Annotated in this window: 25 protein-coding genes, 1 pseudogene and 1 riboswitch; of the genes and pseudogenes, 12 read left to right on the forward strand and 14 right to left on the reverse strand. The window is 73.4% G+C overall.

Annotated features, from left to right (window positions below):
• A pseudogene (locus A8711_RS09245) lies at positions 1-180 on the forward strand (C39 family peptidase); the annotation flags it as partial.
• Positions 181-239: 59 nt separating this feature from the next.
• On the opposite strand, the gene dusB reads toward A8711_RS09245, so the two are convergent.
• The 5 genes from dusB to A8711_RS09270 all read right to left on the reverse strand — a co-directional run bounded on the left by dusB (position 240) and on the right by A8711_RS09270 (position 5,424).
• Entirely contained in the window at positions 240-1,403 is a 1,164-nt protein-coding gene (dusB, locus tag A8711_RS09250) for a tRNA dihydrouridine synthase DusB (RefSeq protein WP_069087966.1), read from the reverse strand.
• Positions 1,404-1,440: 37 nt separating this feature from the next.
• Positions 1,441-2,865 carry an MFS transporter gene (locus A8711_RS09255; RefSeq protein ID WP_069087967.1) on the reverse strand — a complete coding sequence of 475 codons (1,425 nt, stop codon included), beginning with the start codon at positions 2,863-2,865 and terminating at the stop codon, positions 1,441-1,443.
• Positions 2,866-3,021: 156 nt separating this feature from the next.
• The gene (locus A8711_RS09260) at positions 3,022-4,401 is read right to left on the reverse strand and encodes a glycine--tRNA ligase (protein WP_013475540.1); all 1,380 of its coding nucleotides are present in this window, start codon (positions 4,399-4,401) and stop codon (positions 3,022-3,024) included.
• Positions 4,402-4,514: 113 nt separating this feature from the next.
• Positions 4,515-4,988, reverse strand: a complete 474-nt coding sequence (locus A8711_RS09265; RefSeq protein ID WP_069087968.1) for a hypothetical protein — start codon at positions 4,986-4,988, stop codon at positions 4,515-4,517.
• Positions 4,989-5,082: 94 nt separating this feature from the next.
• On the reverse strand, positions 5,083-5,424 hold the full coding sequence (locus A8711_RS09270; protein WP_030503150.1) for an antibiotic biosynthesis monooxygenase: 342 nt from the start codon (positions 5,422-5,424) through the stop codon (positions 5,083-5,085).
• Positions 5,425-5,451: 27 nt separating this feature from the next.
• Between A8711_RS09270 and A8711_RS09275 the strand changes: the two genes are divergently transcribed.
• The 6 genes from A8711_RS09275 (at position 5,452) to A8711_RS09300 (ending at position 9,393) form a co-directional block, all read left to right on the forward strand.
• Positions 5,452-5,715 (forward strand): DUF6703 family protein, encoded by a 264-nt coding sequence (locus A8711_RS09275; protein WP_030503149.1) that lies wholly within the window; start codon positions 5,452-5,454, stop codon positions 5,713-5,715.
• Between the two features lie 88 nt (positions 5,716-5,803).
• Positions 5,804-6,751 (forward strand): metal ABC transporter substrate-binding protein, encoded by a 948-nt coding sequence (locus A8711_RS09280; RefSeq protein ID WP_043329040.1) that lies wholly within the window; start codon positions 5,804-5,806, stop codon positions 6,749-6,751.
• Complete coding sequence (locus A8711_RS09285) at positions 6,748-7,512, forward strand: metal ABC transporter ATP-binding protein (RefSeq protein WP_030503147.1); 765 nt, start codon at positions 6,748-6,750, stop codon at positions 7,510-7,512. The genes A8711_RS09280 and A8711_RS09285 overlap by 4 nt, the downstream gene beginning before the upstream one ends.
• A gap of 1 nt (position 7,513) precedes the next feature.
• A complete protein-coding gene (locus tag A8711_RS09290) occupies positions 7,514-8,389 on the forward strand; it encodes a metal ABC transporter permease (RefSeq protein ID WP_043329036.1) in 876 nt (291 codons plus the stop codon).
• A gap of 43 nt (positions 8,390-8,432) precedes the next feature.
• Positions 8,433-8,735, forward strand: coding sequence for a metalloregulator ArsR/SmtB family transcription factor (locus A8711_RS09295; RefSeq protein WP_030503145.1), 303 nt, complete (start codon positions 8,433-8,435; stop codon positions 8,733-8,735).
• Between the two features lie 52 nt (positions 8,736-8,787).
• Positions 8,788-9,393, forward strand: coding sequence for a hypothetical protein (locus tag A8711_RS09300; RefSeq protein WP_069087969.1), 606 nt, complete (start codon positions 8,788-8,790; stop codon positions 9,391-9,393).
• A gap of 396 nt (positions 9,394-9,789) precedes the next feature.
• Here the strand turns inward: A8711_RS09300 and A8711_RS09305 are convergent, their stop codons facing one another.
• The 4 genes from A8711_RS09305 to A8711_RS09320 form a co-directional block, all read right to left on the reverse strand.
• Positions 9,790-11,763: an acyl-CoA dehydrogenase family protein gene (locus A8711_RS09305; RefSeq protein WP_069087970.1), complete on the reverse strand. Its 1,974-nt coding sequence runs from the start codon at positions 11,761-11,763 to the stop codon at positions 9,790-9,792.
• Positions 11,764-11,871: 108 nt separating this feature from the next.
• Positions 11,872-12,375, reverse strand: coding sequence for a DUF6328 family protein (locus tag A8711_RS09310; protein ID WP_043329032.1), 504 nt, complete (start codon positions 12,373-12,375; stop codon positions 11,872-11,874).
• Between the two features lie 91 nt (positions 12,376-12,466).
• Positions 12,467-13,216 carry a sugar isomerase domain-containing protein gene (locus tag A8711_RS09315; RefSeq protein ID WP_030503141.1) on the reverse strand — a complete coding sequence of 250 codons (750 nt, stop codon included), beginning with the start codon at positions 13,214-13,216 and terminating at the stop codon, positions 12,467-12,469.
• Positions 13,213-14,049 (reverse strand): alpha/beta fold hydrolase, encoded by an 837-nt coding sequence (locus tag A8711_RS09320; protein ID WP_176722775.1) that lies wholly within the window; start codon positions 14,047-14,049, stop codon positions 13,213-13,215. Before A8711_RS09320 ends, A8711_RS09315 begins: the two co-directional genes overlap by 4 nt.
• Before the next feature lie 76 nt (positions 14,050-14,125).
• Positions 14,126-14,232: riboswitch (TPP riboswitch) on the forward strand.
• 75 nt (positions 14,233-14,307) lie between these two features.
• Here A8711_RS09320 and A8711_RS09325 point away from each other — a divergent pair.
• From A8711_RS09325 to A8711_RS09335, 3 genes are all read left to right on the forward strand, one after another.
• Positions 14,308-14,898, forward strand: coding sequence for an ECF transporter S component (locus tag A8711_RS09325; RefSeq protein ID WP_069087972.1), 591 nt, complete (start codon positions 14,308-14,310; stop codon positions 14,896-14,898).
• Between the two features lie 108 nt (positions 14,899-15,006).
• On the forward strand, positions 15,007-16,425 hold the full coding sequence (locus A8711_RS09330; RefSeq protein ID WP_043329028.1) for an ABC transporter ATP-binding protein: 1,419 nt from the start codon (positions 15,007-15,009) through the stop codon (positions 16,423-16,425).
• Positions 16,422-17,222: an energy-coupling factor transporter transmembrane protein EcfT gene (locus A8711_RS09335; RefSeq protein WP_043329026.1), complete on the forward strand. Its 801-nt coding sequence runs from the start codon at positions 16,422-16,424 to the stop codon at positions 17,220-17,222. Before A8711_RS09330 ends, A8711_RS09335 begins: the two co-directional genes overlap by 4 nt.
• Positions 17,223-17,504: 282 nt before the next feature.
• Here A8711_RS09335 and A8711_RS09340 read toward each other — a convergent pair whose 3' ends face one another.
• On the reverse strand, positions 17,505-17,798 hold the full coding sequence (locus tag A8711_RS09340; protein WP_069087973.1) for a hypothetical protein: 294 nt from the start codon (positions 17,796-17,798) through the stop codon (positions 17,505-17,507).
• 344 nt (positions 17,799-18,142) lie between these two features.
• On the opposite strand from A8711_RS09340, the gene gndA reads away from it, so the two are divergent.
• Positions 18,143-19,585 carry an NADP-dependent phosphogluconate dehydrogenase gene (gndA, locus tag A8711_RS09345; RefSeq protein WP_043331024.1) on the forward strand — a complete coding sequence of 481 codons (1,443 nt, stop codon included), beginning with the start codon at positions 18,143-18,145 and terminating at the stop codon, positions 19,583-19,585.
• Between the two features lie 15 nt (positions 19,586-19,600).
• On the opposite strand, the gene A8711_RS09350 is transcribed toward gndA, so the two are convergent.
• From A8711_RS09350 to recO, 4 genes are all read right to left on the reverse strand, one after another.
• Entirely contained in the window at positions 19,601-19,825 is a 225-nt protein-coding gene (locus A8711_RS09350; protein ID WP_069087974.1) for a thioredoxin reductase, read from the reverse strand.
• 121 nt (positions 19,826-19,946) lie between these two features.
• Positions 19,947-20,132, reverse strand: a complete 186-nt coding sequence (locus A8711_RS09355; RefSeq protein WP_013287960.1) for a hypothetical protein — start codon at positions 20,130-20,132, stop codon at positions 19,947-19,949.
• A 70-nt stretch (positions 20,133-20,202) separates the two neighbouring features.
• Positions 20,203-21,015 carry an isoprenyl transferase gene (locus tag A8711_RS09360; RefSeq protein ID WP_043329022.1) on the reverse strand — a complete coding sequence of 271 codons (813 nt, stop codon included), beginning with the start codon at positions 21,013-21,015 and terminating at the stop codon, positions 20,203-20,205.
• A complete protein-coding gene (gene recO / locus A8711_RS09365) occupies positions 21,012-21,884 on the reverse strand; it encodes a DNA repair protein RecO (protein WP_043329020.1) in 873 nt (290 codons plus the stop codon). The genes A8711_RS09360 and recO overlap by 4 nt, the downstream gene beginning before the upstream one ends.
• A 102-nt stretch (positions 21,885-21,986) precedes the next feature.
• Here recO and A8711_RS09370 point away from each other — a divergent pair, with 102 nt between their 5' ends.
• Positions 21,987-22,766, forward strand: a complete 780-nt coding sequence (locus A8711_RS09370) for a DUF4097 family beta strand repeat-containing protein (RefSeq protein WP_043331022.1) — start codon at positions 21,987-21,989, stop codon at positions 22,764-22,766.

Raw genomic sequence — 22,766 nt, forward strand, 5'->3', positions numbered from 1 at the left:
ACCGACACCGACGGCAACGCCCACTCCTTCGAGGGTGGCCACTACATCAGCGTGGTGGGCTACCGCGACGGCGGGAAGGTCGTGACGATCGCCGACTCGGCCAACCCCAACCAGGCCTCCTACCGGATGGACGTGGACGAGCTCGCCCGCTGGATCGCCAGCCGCGGCTACAGCTCCTGACCGATGACGAAGGGCCCGACCTCCACCACGGGGTCGGGCCCTTCGGCGTACCCGGGTTGTCAGCCGCCGGAGTCGTCCAGCTCGGCGCCGTCCGGCGGGGTGTCGTCGTCGCGGCTGGCCAGCCACCCGTCGGGCAGGAAGACCTTGCCCGGGGAGTTGGTGCGGCCGCGCGGCTGGCCGAGGTTCTCCACCGGGAACGGTACGGCCGGGTCGAGCTTGCCGAGCAGGTCGTCGAGCTGCGCCAAGCTCTCGATCATGGCGAGCGAGCGGCGCAGCTCGCTGCCGATCGGGAAGCCCTTCAGGTACCAGGCGACGTGCTTGCGGAAGTCGGTGCAGCCGTCCCGCTCGCCCCGGGCCGGGTTGCGGGCACCGGCCACGAACTGCTCCACCAGCAGCTCGGCGTGCCGGCGCATGGTCACCGCCACCTCGCCGAGCGAGGGCAGCCGCCGCTCGGGGCTGCCGTTGAACGCGGCCTCCAGGTCGGCGAACAGCCACGGCCGGCCCAGGCAGCCGCGCCCGATCACCACGCCGTCCACGCCGGTGTGCGCGACCATCCGCAGCGCGTCGTCGGCCTCCCAGATGTCACCGTTGCCGAGCACCGGCACGTCGAGCGCCGACTTGAGCGTGGCGATCGCGTCCCAGTCGGCGGTGCCGGAGTAGCGCTGCGCGGCCGTACGCCCGTGCAGGGCGACCGCCGCGACGCCCGCGTCCTGGGCCGCCAGCCCCGCCTCGACGTACGTCAGGTGGTCGTCGTCGATGCCCTTGCGCATCTTGACGGTGACCGGTACCCCGGCCGGTGACGCGGCGTCCACCGCGGCCCTGACCAGCCGGGCGAACAGCCGGCGGCGCCACGGCAGGGCCGAGCCGCCGCCACGCCGGGTGACCTTGGGCACGGGGCAGCCGAAGTTGAGGTCGATGTGGTCGGCCAGGTCGCGCTCGACCACGATCCGCACGGCGGCGGCGGTGATCTCCGGGTCGGTGCCGTAGAGCTGGAGGCTGCGGGGTTGCTCCTCGGCGCCGAAGGCGATCATGCGGAGCGTCTTCGGGTTCCGCTCGACGAGCGCCCGGGTGGTGATCATCTCGCAGACGTAGATGCCGCCTCCCTGCTCGCGGCAGAGCCGGCGGAAGCCGACGTTGGTGATCCCGGCCATCGGCGCGAGCACCACCGGCGGCCACACCTCGTGGGGGCCGATGGTCAGCGCGGGCAGCGTCGGGGCAGTCACCTGACCAGTGTAGGGAGGCGTTCTCGGGTATCGACGCCTACCGGGCCGCCACCCGCTGCGGCGCGGGCGACGGCGCGGTCTCGGGCTGCCCCGCCGGCATGATCAGCAGCAGCGCGAGGACGCCCAGCCCACCCGCTACGGCGCCGACGAACTGCACGACGCCGTAGCCGACCCCGGCGGCGAGCAGCGTGAGGAAGACCGCCACGGAGATCGCCCCGGCCACGTGGGTGGTCGACTCGAACACCGCCGAGGCCGTTCCCTGGTCGCCCGGCGGGGCGTCGCCGACACACACCCGGGTCAGCCCGACGTAGATCGGGCCGGCGCTGAGGCCCCACACGACCAGAATCGTCACCAGGACCGGCAGCGGACCGCCCGCGTTGACCGCCACCAACGCGAGCGTGACCGCGCACAGGCCCAGGGCGACAGCCACGACCCGGCGCGCGCCGAACCTGCGGATCAGCGCGCCCGCCGGAGCGGCGCTGACCAGCGCGCCGAGCAGCACCGGGGCCAGCACCAGCCCGGCGCCCGCCGGGGACAGGCCGTGGACCTCCTGGAGGTAGAGACTGCCCACGACCACCACCACCGCGTACGCGGCCGAGTGGGCGGCGAAGGCGAGGCAACCGGCGACCAGCGGGCGCGACCGGAGCAGGGCCGGCCGGACCAGTGGGTCGGCCACCCGCCGCTCGACGCGCACCAGCAGGAACAGCAGCACCACGGAGGCGGCGACAGCGCCGAGCCCGACCGGGTCCGAACCCGACTCGGCGATCCGGTTGGCGCCGAAGAGCAGCGCGAGCAGCATGCCGGTGGCGAGGACCGCCCCGGCGAGGTCCAGCCGCTGCCGGCCGCCCGGTTCGGGCCGGCTCGCCGGCAGCAGCAGCCGGGCCGCCACCATCGCCGCGAGTCCGACCGGCACGGTGGCCAGGAAGACCCAGCGCCAGCCCAGGTGCGACGTGATCAGGCCGCCGACGATCGCCCCGGCCAGACCTGCCGTGTTCGCGGTGGCGGCGACCACCGCGAACACCCGGCTGCGCCACGGCTCGTCGGGGAAGTACGTCGCCGCCGACGCCAGCGTCGCCGGGATGGCGAGGGCCGCGCCGGCGCCCTGCAACACCCGGCCGAGCAGCAGCGGGGCCAACGCGGTCGCCAGCCCGGCCAGGGCCGAGCCGAGAGTGGCCAGCGCGAGGCTGACGACGATCAGCCGGCGTCGTCCCCACAGGTCGCACAGCCGGCCCCCGAGCAGCAGCAGGCCGCCGATGCTCAGCGAGTACAACGTCACGACCCATTGGAGGCGGCCCGGGCCGAGGCGGAACTCGTCACCGATGCGCGGCAGCGCTGTGGCCACCGCCAGGCTGTCGAACAGCACCAGGAACATGGCGCTGGCCAGGACCAGTGCGGTGGGCCACCGATGCGCCACCACCGCGGGCGCCGGGGTCGCGGACGGTTCGGTGGTCGCGTGCCGCATCTCGCCCCCTCCGCTGCCGGTGAGGGATCTGCTACCCGGCGCTCCCGCCGGCTAACGCCAACGGGCTCGCGGGATTCAGACACGTCGACGTGTCGTCCGGCCCGGGCGGACACGGAGAAGGGCGCCGTCGGCGACGGCGCCCTTCTCGGTGATACGTCAGCAGCCGGGGAGGCGCTCGATCAGGTAGCGCTCGACCTGGTCCAGCGAGACGCGCTCCTGGGCCATGGTGTCCCGGTTCCGGACCGTCACGGCGTTGTCGTCGAGCGTGTCGAAGTCGACGGTGACGCAGAACGGCGTACCGATCTCGTCCTGCCGGCGGTAGCGGCGGCCGATCGCCTGCGAGTCGTCGAACTCGACCACCCAGCGCTTGCGCAGGTCGGTGGCGAGCTGCTTGGCCTTCGGCGACAGCGCCTCGTTACGCGACAGCGGCAGCACGGCGACCTTGACCGGGGCCAGCCGCGGGTCGAAGCGCATGACGGTGCGCTTGTCCACGCCGCCCTTGGTGTTCGGCGCCTCGTCCTCGTCGTACGCCTCGAGCAGGAACGCCAGCACCGCGCGGGTGAGGCCGGCGGCCGGCTCGATCACGTACGGCATCCAGCGCTCGCCCTTGCCCTGGTCGAAGTACGACAGGTCGACGCCGGAGTGCTTGCTGTGCGTGGACAGGTCGAAGTCGGTGCGGTTGGCGATGCCCTCCAGCTCGGCGAACTCGCTGCCGCCGAACCGGAACCGGTACTCGATGTCGACGGTGCGCTTCGAGTAGTGGGAGAGCTTCTCCTTGGGGTGCTCGTAGAAGCGCAGGTTCTCCTCGGACAGGCCGAGGTCGAGGTACCAGTTCCAGCGCTCGGAGAGCCAGTACTCGTGCCACTGCTCGTCGGTGCCGGGCTCGACGAAGAACTCCATCTCCATCTGCTCGAACTCGCGGGTCCGGAAGATGAAGTTGCCGGGGGTGATCTCGTTGCGGAACGACTTGCCGGTCTGCGCGATGCCGAACGGCGGCTTCTTGCGGGCGACCGTCTCGACGTTCTTGTAGTTGACGAAGATGCCCTGGGCGGTCTCCGGGCGCAGGTAGTGCATGCCCTCGTCGCTCTCCACCGGGCCCAGGTAGGTCTTCATCAGGCCGTTGAACATCTTCGGCTCGGTGAAGGTGCCCTTGTTGCCGCAGTTGGGGCAGTTCAGCTCCGTCAGCGAGGTCAGCGGCTTGCCGTGCTTGGCCTCGTACGCCTCTTCCAGGTGGTCGGCCCGGAACCGCTTGTGGCAGGACTGGCACTCGGTGAGCGGGTCGACGAACTCGGCGATGTGGCCGCTGGCCTCCCAGACCTTGCGGGCCAGGATGACCGCCGAGTCGAGGCCGACGACGTCGTCGCGCTGCTGCACCATGGTCCGCCACCACTGCCGGCGGACGTTCTCCTTCAGCTCGACGCCGAGCGGACCGTAGTCCCACGCCGACCGGGTGCCCCCGTAGATCTCGCTGGAGGGAAAGACGAAGCCCCGGCGCTTGGCGAGGCTGGTGACGGCGTCGATACGGTCGGCTGGCATGTTTCCTCCTACGCCGGCTGGCGGTCGGCGCGGTTGAGATGGATAAAACCGGGCTGTTCGGGACAACGGTACGACCGCGTTCGTCCCGAGCCCAGCAGAATACCGGGGGCCGGTCAGCTCACCCCGCAGACCTCCACGCCGCCCGTCTGCTGGTCCGGCGCCAGCGTCACGGTCTGCGCCTCCCGCCGACCGCCGGCCAGCGTGACGTCCACCGGGACGGTGAGCGTGGTGATGTCGACCTCGCCGACCCGGTAGCCGGAGATCTGCGGCTCGGTGGCGACGCGCCGCACGAACTCGGGCCGCGGTTCGCGTCGGCGGAGGTCGTCGCAGAGCGTGTCGTACGCCTTGGACCACTCCCGGACGACCAGTGCCTGGTAGTAGTCGCTGGTGACGGCCCGGCCCTGCTCGCCGATCGCCTGGGCGTTACTCACGGCCAGGCCGACCACCGCCGCGCCGCCTCCGCCGCAGCAGATCAGCACGGCGAGCGCGCCCGCGCCGAGTCCGAGCCAGAGCCGGGTCCGCCCGCCCTCGGTGGGCGGGGCGACGAACGGCGGCGCGGCGCCGGGCCCCTGCGGCGGCGCGGGCACCCCGGGGTCCGCCGGCGGCGCGGGCGGAACTGACGACGGGGGTGGTGCGGCCGGTCCGGGAGCGGTCATACGCGCCAGGGTAGTGCCCCGGCACTCACCGGTAAGGACCTGCGGCCCGATCGCTGGCGACGACGACGATCTCACCCTCGGGGGCGGCGCTGGCGAGCGTCTCGTACGCCGACGGTTCGTCCACCGATCGGGCGAGCAGCGGCACGGCGGTGACCTTGACGTCGAACCCGCCGAGCGCCCGCCGGTACGCCCCGACCGACTCCCACTCGGTGAGCAGGCACCAGTGGTCCGGGTCGTCGAGCGCCCGCAGCAGCTCACCGCGCAGGTAGCCGGGGCGGGCGGCGAGCGCGGCCAGCGCGGCGTGCGCCTCCCGGGTGAACTCGTCCACCGTTTCGGCTTCCACCACGAACCGGTTGGTGACCAGCACGGCGTTCCTCCTCGTAGAGTTTGTGGCATGCAGCGTACGCAGAGTCCCGTGCTGTCCCGGTTGGCACGGCTCAACCCGACGGCGGTGTTCCTCGCCGTACTGGCCCTGATGCTGGTCGGCCTCTTCGCGCCCGGCCCGGCGGGCGGCGTCCTGCTGCTGGCGCTGGCCGGCGGCCTGGTGTGGCTGATGTCGGTCACCTGGCCGGTGCAGGCGCCGGCGACCCGGATGTTCCGGCTGGTGATGCTCACCCTGTTGATCGCGGTGGCGCTGGCGAAGCTCATGGTCGGCTGACGTACGGAAGCAGAGCCGAGCTGACCTGCGCTGACATGCAATCATGCGTTTTTGACAATAGTTTTCGTTGTCGCGGACAGTTGAGCCCATGACCGTTCGCGCACCCCGCCGTGTCCTGACCGCCACCGCAACCGCCCTGCTCGCCGCCGCCGGCCTGACCGCCTGCGCGGACGGCACCGGCGCCGCGAGCGAGCCGGGCAAGGTCGGCGTGGTGGCCGCGTTCTACCCGCTGCAGTTCCTGTCCGAGCGGATCGGCGGCGACACGGTCTCGGTCAGCAACCTGACCAAGCCCGGCGCGGAGCCGCACGACCTGGAACTCAACCCACGGCAGGTCGGCCAGGTCGTCGACGCCGACGTGGTCGTCTACCTCAGCGGCTTCCAGCCGGCGGTGGACGAGGCGGTGGAGCAGAACGGCGGCGACCGCGCGTTCGACGTGGCGGGCGTGACGCCGCTGCGCGACGCCGCCGCCGGTGGCCACGACCACGACCACGAGGGCGAGGCCGGGCACTCCGGGGAGGGCGGCGGCAAGGACCCGCACGTCTGGCTCGACCCGACCCGGCTGGCCACCATCGGCGACAAGCTCGCCGAGCGCCTCGGCAAGGCCGACCCGGAGCACGCCGCCGACTACACCGCCCGCGCGGGCGCGCTGCGCGCCGAGCTGACGAAGCTGGACACCGAGTACGCCGACGGCCTGCGCACCTGCAAGCGCCGGGAGATCGTCACCAGCCACACCGCGTTCGGCTACCTCACCGAGCGCTACCAGCTGGAGCAGATCGGCATCAGCGGGCTCACCCCGGAGTCCGAGCCGTCGCCGCAGCGCCTCGCCGAGGTCGCCGAGGAGGCCCGCGAGCACCAGGCCGGCACGATCTTCTTCGAGACGCTGGTCAGCCCGAAGGTCGCCGAGACGATCGCGCGTGAGGTGGGCGCGAAGACGGCGGTGCTGGACCCGCTGGAGGGCCCGCCCGCCGACGGCGACTACCTCTCCGCGATGCGTACCAACCTGCAGACCCTGCGAACCGCTCTGGACTGTTCATGACCCCACCCGTGATCGAGATCGCGCACGCCACAGTCGGCTACGACGGCCGCCCGGTGCTGCGTGACGTCTCGTTGACAGTGACCGCCGGCGAGGTGGTCGCCGTGCTCGGCGCCAACGGCTCCGGCAAGTCGACGCTCGTGCGCGCCGCGCTCGGCCTGGTGCCGGTCGGCGCCGGGTCGGTCGCCCTGTTCGGCACGCCGCAGCGCCGCTTCCGGCAGTGGCACCGAATCGGGTACGTGCCGCAGCGGCTCGGCGCGGGCAGCGGAGTGCCCGCCACCGTACGCGAGGTGGTGGCGTCCGGGCGGCTGGCCCGCCGCGGCGTGCTGCGGCCCGCCGGACGGGCGGACCGGGAGGCGGTGGCGGCGGCGCTGGACGCCGTCGGGCTCGCCGACCGGGCCGGCGACCCGGTGTCCACGCTCTCCGGCGGCCAGCAGCAGCGCACCCTGATCGCCCGCGCGCTCGCCGGCGGGCCGGAGCTGCTGGTGCTCGACGAGCCGACCGCCGGGGTGGACGCGGCCAGCCAGGAGGCGTTCGCCGGGGCGCTGCGCTCGTTCCGCGACGGCGGCGGCACGGTGCTGCTCGTCGCGCACGAGCTGGGCCCGCTGCGCCCGCTGATCAGCCGGGCCGTGGTGGTGCACCAGGGCGGCATCGCCCACGACGGCGCCGTGCCGGAACCCGCCGGCCACCACGCCGACCCCGACCACGAGCACGTGCACCCGCACTGCGACGAGGAGCCCGCCCGGCTCTGGACAGGCATCTGAGATGGACCTCTTCCAGTACGACTTCATGCTCCGCGCCCTGGTCGGCGCGCTGATCATCGGGCTGGCCGCGCCCGCGCTCGGCATCTACCTGGTGCAGCGGCGGCTGGCCCTGATCGGCGACGGGATCGGGCACGTGGCGCTCACCGGCGTCGGCGCGGGCCTGCTGCTCAACCGCTCCCCCGTGCTGGTGGCGGTGATCGCCGCGACGCTCGGCGCGATCGTCATCGAGCTGGTCCGCGCGTACGGGCGCACCTCCGGCGACCTGGCGCTGGCGCTGCTGTTCTACGGCGGCATCGCCGGTGGCGTGGTGCTGGTCGGGCTCTCCGACGCCAGCAGCGGGGCGCTCAACGCGTACCTGTTCGGGTCGCTGACCACCACCTCGCAGGGCGACCTGGTCACCATCGGCGTGCTCGGCGCGGCGCTGCTGGTGACCATGCTGGTGCTGCGCCCGGCGCTGTTCGCGGTCTGCCACGACGAGGAGTACGCGCGCGTCTCCGGCCTGCCGGTACGCGCGCTGAACCTGATCATCGCGGTCGGCACCGCGATCACGGTGACCATCGCCATGCGGGCGGTCGGGGTGCTGCTGATCAGCGCGCTGATGGTGGTGCCGGTGGCCACCGCGCAGCAGGTGACCCGGGGCTTCCGGTCCACCATGGCGGCGGCCATGGCCCTGGGGCTGTTCGCCGCCGGCGCCGGCGTCTGGGTGGCGGCCACCGCTGACACCGCGCCCGGCGCGTCGGTGGTGCTGGTGGCGATCGGCTCGTTCCTGCTGGTCGCGCTCGGCGCGGCCGGTGTGCGGGCGCTGCGACGCCGGAGCGGGAGCGACCGGGCCGCGCCGCCGGTCGAGCCCGCCGAGCACGAGGTGCTGCTCGGATGAGGCCCTACCGGCTGACGCAGCTGGGATTGGTTACCGTTACAGGGTGACCGGCACGAACGGGTACGACGCCTTCGAGGGCGCGGGTGACCTGCTGCGCGCGCTCTCGGCCCCGATCCGGCTCGCGATCGTCAGCGAGCTGGCCGAGGGCGAGCGCTGCGTGCACGAGCTGGTCGAGAAGCTCGGCGCGCCACAGCCGCTGGTCTCCCAGCACCTGCGGGTGCTGCGCGGCGCCGGGGTGGTACGCGGGTCGCGGCGCGGCCGGGAGATCGCGTACGCCCTGGTGGACGACCACGTCGCGCACATCGTGGCGGACGCGGTCAGCCACGCCGGTGAAGGGCCCTCCTGAGGCGCGAAACTGTCTCGTGCCGGCAGGGCCGAGCCGTGGCAGGCTGTCCGGCGTGAAGATTTACGCCGACCGCTTTCCCACCGCCGCCCGCCAGTTCCTCACCGACCTGCTCGTGGTGGTCTGGGTGTACGCGGCGATCCGCTTCGCGCTGTGGCTGCACGACGTGGTCGAGAAGCTCGCCGTACCCGGGCAGAAGCTGGAGGGGGCCGGCGGTGGCCTCGCCGACAACCTGGCCGACGCCGGCGGCAAGGTCGGCCGCGTGCCGCTGGTCGGCGACGAGCTGACCGCGCCGTTCACCCGGGCCGCCGACGCCGCCCGCGCGGTCGCCGAGGCCGGCCGCGACCAGCAGGAGATGGTCGGGCAGCTGGCGCTCGGGCTGACCATCGCGGTGCTGGTGTTTCCGCTCGGCCTGGTGCTGTTCGGCTGGTTGCCGCTGCGGGTGCGCTGGATGCGCCGGGCCGGCGCGGCGAAGGCCCTGGCCGGCGCGCCGGCCGGCCGGGACCTGCTGGCGCTGCGCGCGCTGGCCGGTCAGCCGCTGTCGAAGCTGAACCGGATCGCGCCGGACGTCGCCGAGGCGTGGCGGCGCGGCGACGACGCGGCTGTCGACGCGCTCGCCGCGCTGGAGCTGCGCGGGCTGGGGCTGCGCGGCGGCCGCTGACGTCCCGGCTCCCGGCTCCCGGCTGATGCACTTCTCGGCGTTATGCCTCTGAGTCATATTTATGAGAGGCATAACGCCAAAACAGAGTCCTTCCTCTGGCACCACGTGACACCGCGTAACGGGTCGCTGGCCCCGCCTGAGGACCGCCGGTCCGACGGCACGCCGCAGGTCCGGCACCACGGCCACGGGCCCGGGCCACGCCGCGACACCAGCTCGCTCCCCCGGTTCGGGAACGGAGACCGGTGGGGCGCGGCCGAAGTTCCTGCGCGGCCGGGCAGTCGCCGGACTCCACGTGGGCCGACGGACGACGCCGTCCGCAGGCGCAGCACGCCGGAACCCGGCACCGCACCGGCGGACGACGACCGCCGCGCGGGCGCGCCGAGGCGTAGCGGTTGGTCAGCGGGCCGGCGGGATGCGGCGGCGCACGTCCTCGGCGGTGGACGGCCCCGGTTCCCAGCGCGCCACCCACGGCAGGTCGGCGGGCGGCGTGAGGACGCCGTCCTCCAGCGAGGCGTACCGGCCGGCGACGATCCGCTTGGCGGCGGCCACGTCGACCGAGTCGGTGTTCGACCACAGGCCGGTGAACAGCTCGTCGACGCGCAGCCGCGCCTGACGGCAGAACAGGTCGGCCAGCTCGACGTTCTCCGGGTGCGCGTCCCGCTCGGCGTAGGCCCGGACGCAGACCGCGCTCATCGCGAACAGCTCCGCGCCGATGTCCACCACCCGGCCGAGGAACGCCTGCTTACGCTCCATCTTCCCCTGCCACCGGGACATCGCGTAGAACGTCGACCGGGCCAGCTTGCGGGAGGTCCGCTCGACGTGGCGCAGGTGCCCGGCCAGCGGCCCGAACTCCTGGTACGCCCCGGGCGTCTGCCCCTTGCCGACAGCGAGCGTGGGCAGCCACTTCGCGTAGAAGGCGCCGGCCCGCGCGCCTGCCTTCGCCTTGCGGCCCAGCCCGGCGTCCGGGTCGATGATGTCGCCCGCCACCGACAGGTGCGCGTCGACCGCCTCGCGGGCGATAAGCAGGTGCATGATCTCGGTGGAGCCCTCGAAGATCCGGTTGATCCGCAGGTCACGCAGGAGCTGCTCGACGGCGGCGGGCCGTTCGCCCCGGGCGGCGAGCGAGTCGGCCGTCTCGTACCCGCGTCCGCCGCGGATCTGGATCAGCTCGTCGGCGATCCGCCACGCCATCTCGCTGGCGTAGAGCTTGACCAGCGCCGCCTCGATCCGGATGTCGTTGCGGTCGTCGTCGGCGAGCATGCAGGACAGGTCGAGCATGGACTCCATGCCGTACGTGGTGGCGGCGATGAACGACAGTTTCTTCGCCACCGCCTCGTGCTCGGCCACCGGTCGGCCCCACTGGACCCGGTCCGCCGCCCACTCCCGGGCCACGTTCAGCGCCCACTTCCCGGCGCCCACGCACATGGCCGGCAGCGAGAGACGGCCGGTGTTCAACGTGGTCAGCGCGATCTTCAGGCCCTTGCCCTCGCCGCCGATCACGTTCTCGGCCGGCACGAACACGTCGTGGAAGCGGGTGAGGCTGTTCTCCAGGCCGCGCAGCCCGACGAAGGAGTTGCGCCGCTCGACGGTGATGCCGTCGCTGTCGCCCTCCACCACGAACGCGGTGATGCCGCCGCGCCGCCCCTCGCCGGCCGGCACCCGGGCCATCACCACGAGCAGGGTGGCGAGCGTGCCGTTGGTGGCCCAGAGTTTCACCCCGTTGAGCCGGTAGCCGGTGCCGTCCGCCGTCGGCTCGGCGGTGGTGGCGAGCCGGGCCGGGTCGGAGCCGACGTCCGGCTCGGTGAGCAGGAACGCGGAGACCTCACCGGCGGCTAGCCGGGGCAGGAACCGGTCCTTCTGCTCGGGTGTGCCGAACATCTTCAGCGGCTGCGGCACGCCGATCGACTGGTGCGCGGAGAGCAGCGCGCTGACCGCCGGGTTCACCGAGCCGACGAGCATCAGCGCCCGGCAGTAGTGCAGGTTGCTCAGCCCCAGTCCGCCGTACTTCCGGTCGATCTTCATGCCGAACGCGCCCAGCCCGGCCAGTCCGTGGAACACCTCGTCGGGGATGCGCGCGTCCCGCTCGATCGCCTCACCGTCCACCTCGGACCCCAGGTACGCCCGCAGCGAGCCGAGGAACTCGTCGGCACGGGCCACCTCGGCCGGGTCGGGGCGGGGCCACGGGTCGATCAGGTCGAGCCGGAACCGGCCGAGGAAAAGTTCCTTGCCGAAGCTGGGCCGGTCCCAGGCCGACTCGCGGGCCGCCTCGGCGACCTGGCGGGCCTCCTTCTCGGTGACCTGGCCCGCCTCTCCGGGCAGCGGCCCCGCGCCGTCGGGGGACTCGGGCCGGCTGTTCTGTGTCGTGGTCACGGCTGCCTCCTCGTCGGTCCGGCTGCGTCGACGCGCTCGACGAAAACGACGCTACCCCCGGGTGTTACCCAGGGGTAGCGCCGCGTGCACGTCCGATTTGGCGGACGGTCAGCCGCCGGTGAGCGTCTGCGGGTCGTCGTCCTCGTCGTCGATGTCGTCGTCGCCCCAGTTGCGGCGGCTGAACGGCAGGATCGCCCAGAAGATCAGGAACCAGAGGCCGGTGAGCGCGCTGAGCAGGAACGCGATCGGCCGGTCCAGCACGAAGTCGGAGACCAGCAGGACCGAGCTGACCATCGCGATCAGCATGAAGAACAGGCCGCCGGTGGCCATCCGGTGGGCGAAGCGGACCAGTTCCGGCTTGCGTCCCTGGCGGAACAGCGCCCGGTGGAACGCCACCGGAGAAATGATCATCGCGGCGGAGGCGGCGGCGGTCAGCAGCGCCAGGATGTAGACGTCACGCTGGAACTCGGTGGTCCGGTCGAACCCGGCGCTGAACGGCAGCGTCAGCAGGAAGGCGAACAGGATCTGCACGCCGGTCTGCGCGACGCGCAGCTCCTGCAACAGATCGGCGAAGTTGCGCTGCCAGCGCTGCTTCTCGGATTCCTTCGACACTCGCGGACCTCCCCGGGAGACGGCACGGCCGGCGGGTGAACGCCCACCGGCAGGACCGCCTGTGCCCCGTACGGATGATCACGAAACCGGTTCAGGAACCGCGGCGGATCCGCCCCGCGTACCGTGCCTCCAGCTCGGCGTTGTGCTCGTCGCCGCCGGTGATGTTCGCGGACAGGTAGACCGGCGGACGCTCCCCCGCCGCGACCAGCCGGGCCACCACCTCGGCGACGATCTGCTGGGCCAGCAGCGCCGCGGTGATCGACGAGACCGCGCCCACCGCGCCGCCGCCCGGCAGCGGCAGCGTGGCGTCGCCGTACGGGGCGCCGTTGTCCAGCACCACGTCGGCGAAGTCGGCGAGCTTGCGGCCGGACGGGTGCCGCGACGTCATCCGGGCCGAGTGCTGCGCCGACGTGATCGCCACCAGCCCGTGCCCGCGTTCCTTCACGATGGACGCGAACTCGACCATCGCCCCGTTCACGCCCGAGTTCGAGGCGAGCACGAACACGTCCTGCGGCCGGATCGGCGCCAGCTCGTAGAGGCGGTGCGCCACCGCCGGGTCGCGTTCCAGCTTCGGGCCGAGCACGTCGGCCGGGTCGCCGCCGACCAGCACCAGGTCACGCAACGCGATCCGGTTCGTGGGCACCAGCCCGCCGGCCCGACCGGCGATCTCCATGGCCAGCGCCTCGGAGTGCCCGGTGCCGAACGCGTGCACCACACCATCGGCGCGCAGCGCCGCCGCGATCAGGTCGGCCGCGTCGGCCACGTTGCGCCGCTGTTCGGCGGCGACCCGGCCGATCGTCTCGGTCACCACCGCCAGGTACGCCTCGGCGCTCACCGTCATGCCTCCTCCGTTCCTGCGCACCGGGCGAGGATCGCCTCGGCCAGCCGGCCGGGCGCCTCGTCCGGGATCCAGTGGCTGACGCCGGGCAGCGTCACGAATCGGTAGTCACCTGTGACGTGCGCGGCGCACGCCTGCGCGGCCGTCCGGCCGATCGCCACGTCCTTGTCGCTCCAGACGAACGTGGTGGGCACCCCGACCGGGGCGACCGCCTTCATGTCCGCCCCGGTCATCGCCCGGTACCAGTTCAGCGCCGCCGTCAACGCCCCCGGCTCGCGCATCGGCTCGGCGTACCGGGCCACCGCGCCGGCGTCGCCCACGCCGCTGAGCAGCTTGCGCAGCGTGGCACCGTTCCACGCCAGCAGCACCTTTTCCGCCGTACCGGGCTTACGGAACAACGCTATGTACGCGGACTTGACCTTCTGCCGCGGGTCGGTGGCGAGCGCGTGCCCCATCGCGGCCGGGTGCGGCACCGACACCGCGGTCAGCGTCCGCACCCGCTCCGGGTGCGCCGCCGCCAGACCCCACGCCACGATCGCGCCCCAGTCGTGGCCGACCACGTGGGCGCGGGTCACCCCGAGGGAGTCCAGCACCGCCGCCGCGTCGGCCACCAGCTCCGGAATCCGGTACGCCCCGACGTCCGCCGGCCGCGCGCCGGGCGAGTAGCCGCGCTGATCGAGCGCGTACGTGCGCAGCCCGGCGGCGTGCAGCGCGGGCGTCACCGCGTCCCACTCGCCGGAGTGCTGCGGGAAGCCGTGCAGCAGCAGGACCGGGTCACCGCCCTCGGGGCCACCGGCGCGTACCTCGAACGTCAGTCCCCGCGCATCCACCAGCATGATCGCCACCATACCGACACTCGCCCTGCTGGGCCGGGGCCCGTGGTCGGTGCTAGCGTCTGCGACGAGACAACTTCACATCCGACAGGGGAGCGCACAGCGCTGAGAGTGCGGGCCGGTGCCCGCAGACCCTCGAACCTGATCTGGGTAATGCCAGCGCAGGGAGTTCGGTCGACCTCCAGCCGCGTCGCCGTCCGGTGACCACCGGGCGCGGCGTGCGTCTTCTCCTGGTTCACCTCGACGAACTGGGAGCCAACCGTGAACCACAACGACAGCAACCGCTGGCGTACCGTCGACATCGTCGTCGCCTCGGTCATCGCCGTCACCTTCGGCGTCGTGTTCCAGCTCTGGAACATCCTCTGGAAGGGCAGCGACGGGCCGTTCGCCTTCTTCGCCCCGCTCCAGTCGGTCATGTACGGCGTCTGGCTCATCCCGGCCGTGCTGAGCGCGCTCATCGTCCGCAAGCCGGGAGCGGCGCTGCTCACCGAGACCGTCGCCTCGGCCGTCTCGGTGCTGCTCGGCTCCCCCTACGGTGCGATGGCGATCCTCCAGGGCGCGGTGCAGGGCCTGGGCGTCGAGGCGGTCTTCGCGGCCACCCGGTACCGCCTCCACCGGCCGCTCACGGCGGCGCTCGCCGGCGCGTGCGGCGGCCTCTTCGCCACGCTGTTCGACGCTCTCTACTGGTACCCCGGCACGAGCTGGACGACGTTCCGGCTGCCCTACATCGCGTTCGGCGTGCTCAGCTGTCTGCTGGTGGCCGGCCTGGGTGCGGTGGCCCTCACCCGCGCGCTGGCGAACACCGGCGTCCTGGACCGCTTCCCCGCCGGCCGCGACCGCGCCCTGGTCTGAGGCTCGCCCCGCCCCGGTGATCAAGGAGTTTGCGTCCGCCGGGCACGGTTTTCCGGACGCGAACTCCTTGATCACGCAGGCTGGGCCGGGAGAGGGGGTGGGCGGGCGGTGAGCGGGGTGGTGCTGCGGGGGTTCGGGTGGCGGCACGGGGGACGGAAACGCTGGGCTCTGCGCGGGGTGGATCTTCGGGTGGAGAGCGGCGAGCGGGTGCTGCTGCTCGGACCCTCCGGCGCCGGTAAGAGCACGCTGCTGGCGGCGCTGGCCGGGCTGCTGCCGGAGGACTCCGGCGAGCAGGAGGGCACCGTCGAGATCGACGGGCTGGACCCGCGCAAGGCCCGCGAGCGCGTCGGCATCCTGTTCCAGGATCCGCAGACCCAGCTCGTCATGGCCCGCTCCGGCGACGACGTGGCGTTCGGGCTGGAGAACCGTGGCGTACCCGCCGGGGAGATCTGGCCCCGCGTCGACGAGGCGCTGCGCCGGGTCGGCTTCCCGTACGACCGGGACCGGCCGACCGCCGCGCTCAGCGGCGGCGAGCAGCAGCGGCTCGCCCTGGCCGGCACGCTCGCGCTGCGCCCCGGACTGCTGCTGCTCGACGAGCCCACCGCCAACCTCGACCCGGCCGGCGCCGCGCTGATCCGCCGGGCCGTCGCGGACGCGCTCGACACGGACACCACGATGGTCCTGGTGGAGCACCGGGTCACCGAGGCGCTGCCGCTGGTCGACCGCGTGGTGGTGCTGGAACCGGGCGGCGGGGTGCGCGCCGACGGGCCGCCCGCTGCGGTCTTCGCCGCGCACGGCGACGCGCTGGCCGCCGCCGGGGTCTGGGTACCCGGCCACGTCACGCCACCCCGGCACGCCACCACGCCGCCCGGCGACGTGCTGCTCACCGCGGAGCGGCTCGGCCTGACGCCGCGGCTCGACCCCACCGATCTTCGGGTACGCGCCGGCGAGGCGCTCGCCGTCCTCGGCCCCAACGGGGCCGGCAAGTCCACGCTGGCGCTGCTCCTGGGCGGCCTGCTGAAACCCGGCACGGGCGGCGTCACCGCGTCGGCGGAACTGGCCGGGCGGGACGCGCGCACTTCCCCGTACCGCTGGCGGGCGCCCGCGCTGGTACGCCGGATCGGCTCGGTGTTCCAGGACCCGGAACACCAGTTCGTCACCGCCACCGTCCGCGACGAGCTGGCGCTCGGCCCGCGCCGCACCGGGCAGCCCCAGGCAGCGGTCAGCGCCACAGTGGACGCCCTGCTGGAGCGGCTGCGGCTGGACCGGCTGGCCGGCGCCAACCCGTACACCCTCTCGGGTGGCGAGGCGCGGCGGCTGAGCGTGGCGACGGCCCTGGCCACCGCGCCCCGCCTGCTGATCTGCGACGAGCCCACGTTCGGCCAGGACCGGCGCACGTGGCTGGAACTGATCGACCTGCTCGCCGAGCTGCGCGACGCCGGGCACGGCGTGGTGGCGGTGACCCACGACGAGGACTTCGTTGCCGCGCTGGCCGACCGGACGCTCACCCTGGGGGCGTCCTCGTGATCAACGTCGAACCGGTCGCCGCGCCGGGCGCTCCGCTGGCCCGGCGCAACCCGGTGGCGAAGCTGGCCGCCGCGATGGTGTTCACGCTGATCCTGGTGGCGACGCTCGATCCGGTGGCCCCGGCCGTCGCCATCGCCGTCGAACTCGCGGTGCTGCCGCTGTTCGGCGTCCGCTACCGGGTGCTGGCCCGCCGCGCCTGGCCGCTGCTCGCCGGTGCCGTCGGCATCCTGGTCACGCTTGTGCTCTTCGCGGCCGACCGTTCCGGCCCGGTGCTGCTCCAGGCCGGGCCGGTCCTGGTCACCGAAGGGGTGCTCGTCACGGCGCTGGGCCTGGTGCTGCGGATGCTCGCGGTGGCGCTGCCCGGCATCGTCGTGTTCGCCACCACCGACCCGACCGACCTGGCCGACGCGCTGATCCAGAACGCGAAGGCGCCCGCCCGGTTCGCCATCGGCGCGCTGGCCGCGTTCCGGATGGTGCCGCTGCTGGAGCAGGAGTGGCGGATGATCAGCATGGCCCGGCGGGCCCGTGGCGTGGACGCCGGCCGCAATCCGGTGGCGAAGCTGCGGCTGTTCGGGTCGACCGCGTTCACGCTGTTGGTGGGCGCGATCCGGCGCGGTACACGGCTCGCCGTCGCGATGGACGCCCGGGGCTTCGACGCGGGTACGCCGCGCACCGTGGCCCGCCCGCAGCGCTTCACCGGCGCGGACACGCTGCTGGTCGTGGGAGCGGCCCTCCTGGCCGCCGCCGCTCTGGCGACAAGCATCGCCCTGGGCACCTTCCGCCCCCTGATCGGCTGACCCCCCTCGCCCCGCCCCGCCTCGCCCTCGCCCCGCCCCGCCTCGCCCCATTGATCATGAAGTTGACGGCACGGGTTGCCCGTTTTGTCGCCGCCAACTTCATGATCGACCGGCGTCGGGGAAGATCTTGGTAGGAAATGGTCCCTATAGGGGCCGAAATCTTCCTAGATCTCTAGGGACACCGGCGGTGGGGGCGAGCGGCGGGAAGGAGAAACGCTGCCCGGGCAAGGACCCGGATGAGGGGCCTGCCCGGGCAGCGGGCGACGGGAACCGGCCTGCCGGTCAGCTCCGGCGGAACGCGTAGAAGCGGGTCTGGCCGGCGCGCTGGCTGCGCCCGGTGACCCGGGCCTGCCGCCCTGCCGGTGGGCCGGATCGGGGCGGCGTCGCGGGCGCGCTGAGCAGGACCGGAGTCTCCGGTGACGCCGAATGCGGCGCCGCGTCCAGGGACACGGCGGACGCCACCGGCTCCGTCGGGAGCACCACTGCGGGCGGCGCGGTGAGCGCGTCGAGCGCCGGCGCGGTCACCTGCGGCGAGGACTGTTTGCGGGACTTCTTCGGATTGCGCTTCGCGGGCATTCGCGGGCCTCCTGTCGTGCGGGCGCGCCGACCGGGACGCGCCGAGCGAGGGCTCCGGCGCATTCCGATCACGACAGACACCGCGACCGACGGTGGCGGGGAAGGATGCGGACGCCCGGAGCAGGACGGGTCCACGGCACTCGCGGCGGTGGACCGGGCTCGGAGGTGGGGCGTCACATACGCATGCGGCAACGCTATCGCGCCACCGGCGAGTCCCGCAGCCGAATTAAGCCGAGGGACGTACGGCCACCCACCGGTCACACCCTGTGGACACCGTGGCCCACATCCTCGACGGCCGCGATACGGTCGCAGCACGGCAGTACGGACGAGAGGTGGCGGTACGCATGGCAGAGCAGGCGACGGCGCAGATCGGGGTCACCGGTCTGGCGGTGATGGGCCGCAACCTGGCCCGGAACCTGGCCCGCAACGGCTTCGCCGTGGCGGTGCACAACCGGTCGCCGGAACGTACCCGCAGCCTGGTCGCGGAGCACGGCGACGAGGGCACGTTCGTGCCGTCGGAGTCGCTCGCGGACTTCGTCGGCTCGCTGGAGCGGCCCCGCGCGGTGATCGTGATGGTGAAGGCCGGCGCCCCGACCGACGCGGTGATCGACGAGCTGGTCCCGCTGCTGGAGGAGGGCGACATCGTCGTCGACTGCGGCAACGCGCACTTCGCCGACACCCGCCGCCGGGAGGAGGCGCTGCGCGCGCACGGGCTGCACTTCGTCGGTACCGGCGTGTCCGGCGGCGAGGAGGGCGCGCTGCTCGGTCCGAGCATCATGCCCGGCGGGTCGGCCGAGTCGTACCAGAAGCTGGGGCCGATCTTCTCCAAGATCGCCGCGCACGTGGACGGCGAGCCCTGCTGCCGGCACGTCGGGCCGGACGGCGCGGGCCACTTCGTGAAGATGGTGCACAACGGCATCGAGTACGCCGACATGCAGCTCATCGCCGAGGCGTACGACCTGTTGCGGGCCGGTCTGTCGGCGAGCCCGGCGGAGATCGCGGAGATCTTCCGGGAGTGGAACGGCGGCGAGCTGGGGTCGTTCCTCATCGAGATCACCGCCGACGTGCTCGGCCACACCGACGCGGCAACCGGTCAGGCGTTCGTGGACGTGGTGCTCGACCAGGCCGAGCAGAAGGGCACCGGCCGCTGGACCGTGCAGAGCGCGCTCGACCTGGGCATTCCGATCACCGGCATCGCCGAGGCCACGTTCGCCCGGTCGCTGTCCGGGCACGCCGGCCAGCGCGAGGCCGCCCGCCGGGTGTTCGCCGACGCGGGCGAGAAGTGGCAGGTGGACGACCGGGAGACGTTCGTCGAGGACGTGCGCCGCGCGCTGCTGGCCAGCAAGATCGTCGCGTACGCGCAGGGCTTCGACCACATCCGCGCCGGCAGCCGGGAATACGACTGGAACATCGACCTCGGCGGCACGGCCACCATCTGGCGGGGTGGCTGCATCATCCGGGCCGGTTTCCTGGACCGCATCCGCGAGGCGTACGACGCGGAGCCGGACCTGGCGACGCTGCTCGTCGCGCCGTGGTTCGCCGAGCGGGTCAGCGCCGGCGTACCGGCCTGGCGACGGGTGGTGGCCGACGCGGCCCGGGCGGGCGTGCCGGCACCGGCCTTCGGGTCGTCGCTGGCCTACTTCGACGCGCTGCGGGCGCAGCGGCTGCCGGCCGCGCTGATCCAGGGGCTGCGGGACAACTTCGGCGCGCACACCTACCACCGGGTGGACCGGGACGGCTCGTTCCACACGCTCTGGGCGGGCGACCGCTCCGAAGTGGAGGCGTGAGCCCGGCCGGGCACCTCACCAGGCCCGCTGGGCGTGCGGGTCGGGCGCCCAGCCGGCCGCCGGCTCGCCGGCCGCCAGTTCGCCGATCTCGCCGGAGCGGACCGCCGGGGTGTGCCCCAGTTCGGCGCACCACCGCTCGGCCAGCTCGGCGCACAGCCCGGCGACCGCGTCCCGGCGGTCCGGTTCCACCAGGTCGGCGGCGGCCAGGGAAGCAGTCATCTCGTACCGGAGATCGCGCATCCTCCACCCCCGTGGCGGGCGCGCACCCGGCGGCGCGCCCTGCGCCGATCGTAGAGCGCAACGCCCCGCGCCCGGCGGGAAAGCCGGATGCGGGGCGTACCGGTCGGGCCGACGTCGCAGGTCAGAAGAACCGGCGACGCCTGGCCTTCTGCGGCCGGATCAGGTCGGCGCCCTTGGTCAGCAGACGGCTCACCCCGGACGGGCCGCGACGGGCCTCCAGGGTGTGGCTGAGCCGGCGCGCGCCGGCCGCCGCCAGCGGCACGGCGACCGCCATGACCGCCCACTGCGCGATCCGCTTCTGAATCATGTGGTTCACCTCCGCGTTTGCTGTCTGGAGGTATCGGTACCCAGAGCGGCGCGCCGGTAAGCCTGCCCCCTCAGGCGCCCGGGGCGACCGGGTTGGGCAGGGCGCCGCCGAAGCGGCGGTCGCGCTGGGCGTACAGCTCGCAGGCGTACCAGAGGTGGCGGCGGTCGAAGTCGGGCCAGAGCGTGTCCAGGTAGACCAGTTCGGCGTACGCGGTCTGCCAGAGCAGGAAGTTGGAGATGCGCTGCTCGCCGGAGGGGCGCAGGAACAGGTCGACCTCGGGCACCTCGGGGTGGTAGAGGTACCGCGCGACAGTCTTCTCGTTCACCTTGGCCGGGTCCAGCTTGCCGGCGGCGACGTCGCGGGCGATCCCGGCGGCGGCGTCGGCGATCTCCGCCTGGCCGCCGTAGTTGACGCAGAACTGCAGCGTCAGCGTCGAGTTGCCGCGCGACATCTCCTCGGCGGTCTGCAGCTCGGAGATGACGCTCTTCCACAGCCGGCCCGCGCGGCCCGACCAGACCACCCGTACGCCCAGGTCGACGAGCTGGTCGCGGCGGCGACGGATGACGTCGCGGTTGAAGCCCATCAGGAAGCGGACCTCGTCGGGCGAGCGCCGCCAGTTCTCGGTGGAGAACGCGTACGCCGACAGGTAGGGGATGCCCATCTCGATCGCGCCCTCGACGGTGTCGAAGAGGCTGTGCTCGCCCTGCTCGTGCCCCTTGGTGCGGGGTAGGCCGCGCTCCTTGGCCCAGCGGCCGTTGCCGTCCATCACGATGGCGACGTGCCGGGGCACCGCGGCGGGCGGCAGCGCCGGCGGACGGGCCCCGGAGGGGTGCGGGGTCGGCGGGACCGGCTCGCGGCGGGTCGCCCTCGTCGATCGGATCACTCGGTCATCTCCCTGTTCACACCGGCGACGGGCCCGGCGCCGGAGCGCGGCGGGGCCACATCCGGTCCCGCGCCGCCGGGCGACGGGACCGCGCCGGCCGCCGGGGCGCCCCGGTCGACCAGCGGCAGCGAGCGTAGCGCGCGTTCCAGATGCCACTGGAGGTGCGCCGCGACCAGCCCGCTGCACTCCCGGCGTACGCCGGTCTCGGCCGCGTCGGCGTACCCCCAGTCGCCGGAGGTCAGCGCGGACATCAGCTCCAGCGTGGCGGGCGCGGGGTGGGCGGCGCCGGGGGGCCGGCAGTCCGGGCAGACGGCGCCGCCGGCCGGTACGGAGAACGCGCGGTGCCGGCCCGGCTCGCCGCAGACCGCGCAGGCGGCGAGCGCCGGCGCCCAGCCGGCGAACGCCATGCCGCGCAGCAGGTACGCGTCGAGCACCAGCGTGGTGGCGTGCTCGCCGCGGGCCAACGACTTCATCGCGCCGAGGGTGAGCTGGAACAGCCGCAGCGACGGTTCGCGCTCGACCGGGGTGAGCCGCTCGGCGGTCTCGGCGATCGCGCTGGCGGCCGTGTAGCGGGGGTAGTCGCCGAGGAACCGTTTGCCGTACAGCTCGATCGCCTCGACCTGGCTGACGGTGTGCAGCGAGCTGCCCTGGTTGCCCTTGGGGTCACCGGCGAGCTGGAGGTCGACGTGCCCGAACGGCTCCAGCCGGGCGCCGAACCGGCTCGTGGTGCGCCGCACGCCCCGGGCCACCGCGCGCAACCGGCCGTGCCGGCGGGTGAACAGCGTGATGATCCGGTCGGACTCGCCCAGCTTCTGCACACGCAACACCACCGCGTCGTCGCGGTAGAGCTGTCGGCGGTACCCGGCCATCAGGCCATTCTCCCTCCGGGTGCGATCTCAGGGTCGGCTCGGGGTGGACCGGCGGGCGATCCCCGATGTGCCGGGCGCCGGGCCGGACCTAGTGTGCTGGCCATGGCTTCGCTCCGTACCGCGGTGGCCGCGACCGCTGCCGCCACGCTCATCGTTCTCTCCGGGTGTGACACCCTCTCGTTCCGCCGGCTCGACTACGACCACACCGAGCAGGCGAAGATCACCCGGATCACCGTGACGGAAGACGGCTCCGGGGACGTCGTGGTCCGGGCCAACGGCCCGGCCGACCAGGTACGGATCAAGCGCGTCGTCCGCTACCAGGGCGACGAGCCGACCAGCCGGTACGAGATCAAGGGCGACGAACTCGTGCTGCCCACCGACTGCGGTCACCGGTGCAGCATCTCCTGGGAGGTGACCGCGCCGCCCGGCGTGGCGGTGAAGGGCGGGACCGCCTCGGGCAACGTCGACCTGACCGAGATCGGGGCGGTGGAGTTCACGCTCAGCTCCGGCGACCTGACCATCCGGGGCGCCACCGGAGAGGTCCGCGCGTCGTCCACGTCCGGCAACATCCGGGTGGTCGAGGCGGCCCGCCCGGTGCGGTTGCGGGCCCGTTCCGGCGACATCGAGGCCCGGCGCCTCGCCTCCGCGGTCGACGCCGAGACCACCTCCGGCAACGTCGTCGTGGAACTGGACCAGCCCGCTCCGGCCCGGCTGCACGCCACCAGCGGGGACGTGGACCTGGCCGTGCCGGCCGGCCGCTACCGGGTGCGGGCCGAGGCGAGATCCGGGGACACCGACGTGACGGTGACCGACGACCCGGGCGCGTCAGTGCTGCTGGACGTCTCCGCCACCAGCGGGAACGTGACGGTCACCAGCCGCTGA

Origin of the sequence: Micromonospora sp. II, assembly GCF_001709195.1 — a bacterium.
In the GTDB taxonomy this organism is placed as follows: Bacteria; Actinomycetota; Actinomycetes; order Mycobacteriales; family Micromonosporaceae; genus Micromonospora; species Micromonospora chalcea.

What these genes read in the sequence shown, in the direction of transcription:
- A8711_RS09255 (WP_069087967.1), bottom strand. Translation starts at nt 2,865, where the DNA reads ATGCGGCACGCGACCACCGAACCGTCCGCGACCCCGGCGCCCGCGGTG.
- A8711_RS09260 (WP_013475540.1), bottom strand. Translation starts at nt 4,401, where the DNA reads ATGCCAGCCGACCGTATCGACGCCGTCACCAGCCTCGCCAAGCGCCGG.
- A8711_RS09275 (WP_030503149.1), top strand. Translation starts at nt 5,452, where the DNA reads ATGCAGCGTACGCAGAGTCCCGTGCTGTCCCGGTTGGCACGGCTCAAC.
- A8711_RS09280 (WP_043329040.1), top strand. Translation starts at nt 5,804, where the DNA reads ATGACCGTTCGCGCACCCCGCCGTGTCCTGACCGCCACCGCAACCGCC.
- A8711_RS09285 (WP_030503147.1), top strand. Translation starts at nt 6,748, where the DNA reads ATGACCCCACCCGTGATCGAGATCGCGCACGCCACAGTCGGCTACGAC.
- A8711_RS09290 (WP_043329036.1), top strand. Translation starts at nt 7,514, where the DNA reads ATGGACCTCTTCCAGTACGACTTCATGCTCCGCGCCCTGGTCGGCGCG.
- A8711_RS09315 (WP_030503141.1), bottom strand. Translation starts at nt 13,216, where the DNA reads ATGACGGTGAGCGCCGAGGCGTACCTGGCGGTGGTGACCGAGACGATC.
- A8711_RS09320 (WP_176722775.1), bottom strand. Translation starts at nt 14,049, where the DNA reads ATGCTGGTGGATGCGCGGGGACTGACGTTCGAGGTACGCGCCGGTGGC.
- A8711_RS09340 (WP_069087973.1), bottom strand. Translation starts at nt 17,798, where the DNA reads ATGCCCGCGAAGCGCAATCCGAAGAAGTCCCGCAAACAGTCCTCGCCG.
- gndA (WP_043331024.1), top strand. Translation starts at nt 18,143, where the DNA reads ATGGCAGAGCAGGCGACGGCGCAGATCGGGGTCACCGGTCTGGCGGTG.
- A8711_RS09350 (WP_069087974.1), bottom strand. Translation starts at nt 19,825, where the DNA reads ATGCGCGATCTCCGGTACGAGATGACTGCTTCCCTGGCCGCCGCCGAC.
- A8711_RS09355 (WP_013287960.1), bottom strand. Translation starts at nt 20,132, where the DNA reads ATGATTCAGAAGCGGATCGCGCAGTGGGCGGTCATGGCGGTCGCCGTG.
- recO (WP_043329020.1), bottom strand. Translation starts at nt 21,884, where the DNA reads ATGGCCGGGTACCGCCGACAGCTCTACCGCGACGACGCGGTGGTGTTG.
- A8711_RS09370 (WP_043331022.1), top strand. Translation starts at nt 21,987, where the DNA reads ATGGCTTCGCTCCGTACCGCGGTGGCCGCGACCGCTGCCGCCACGCTC.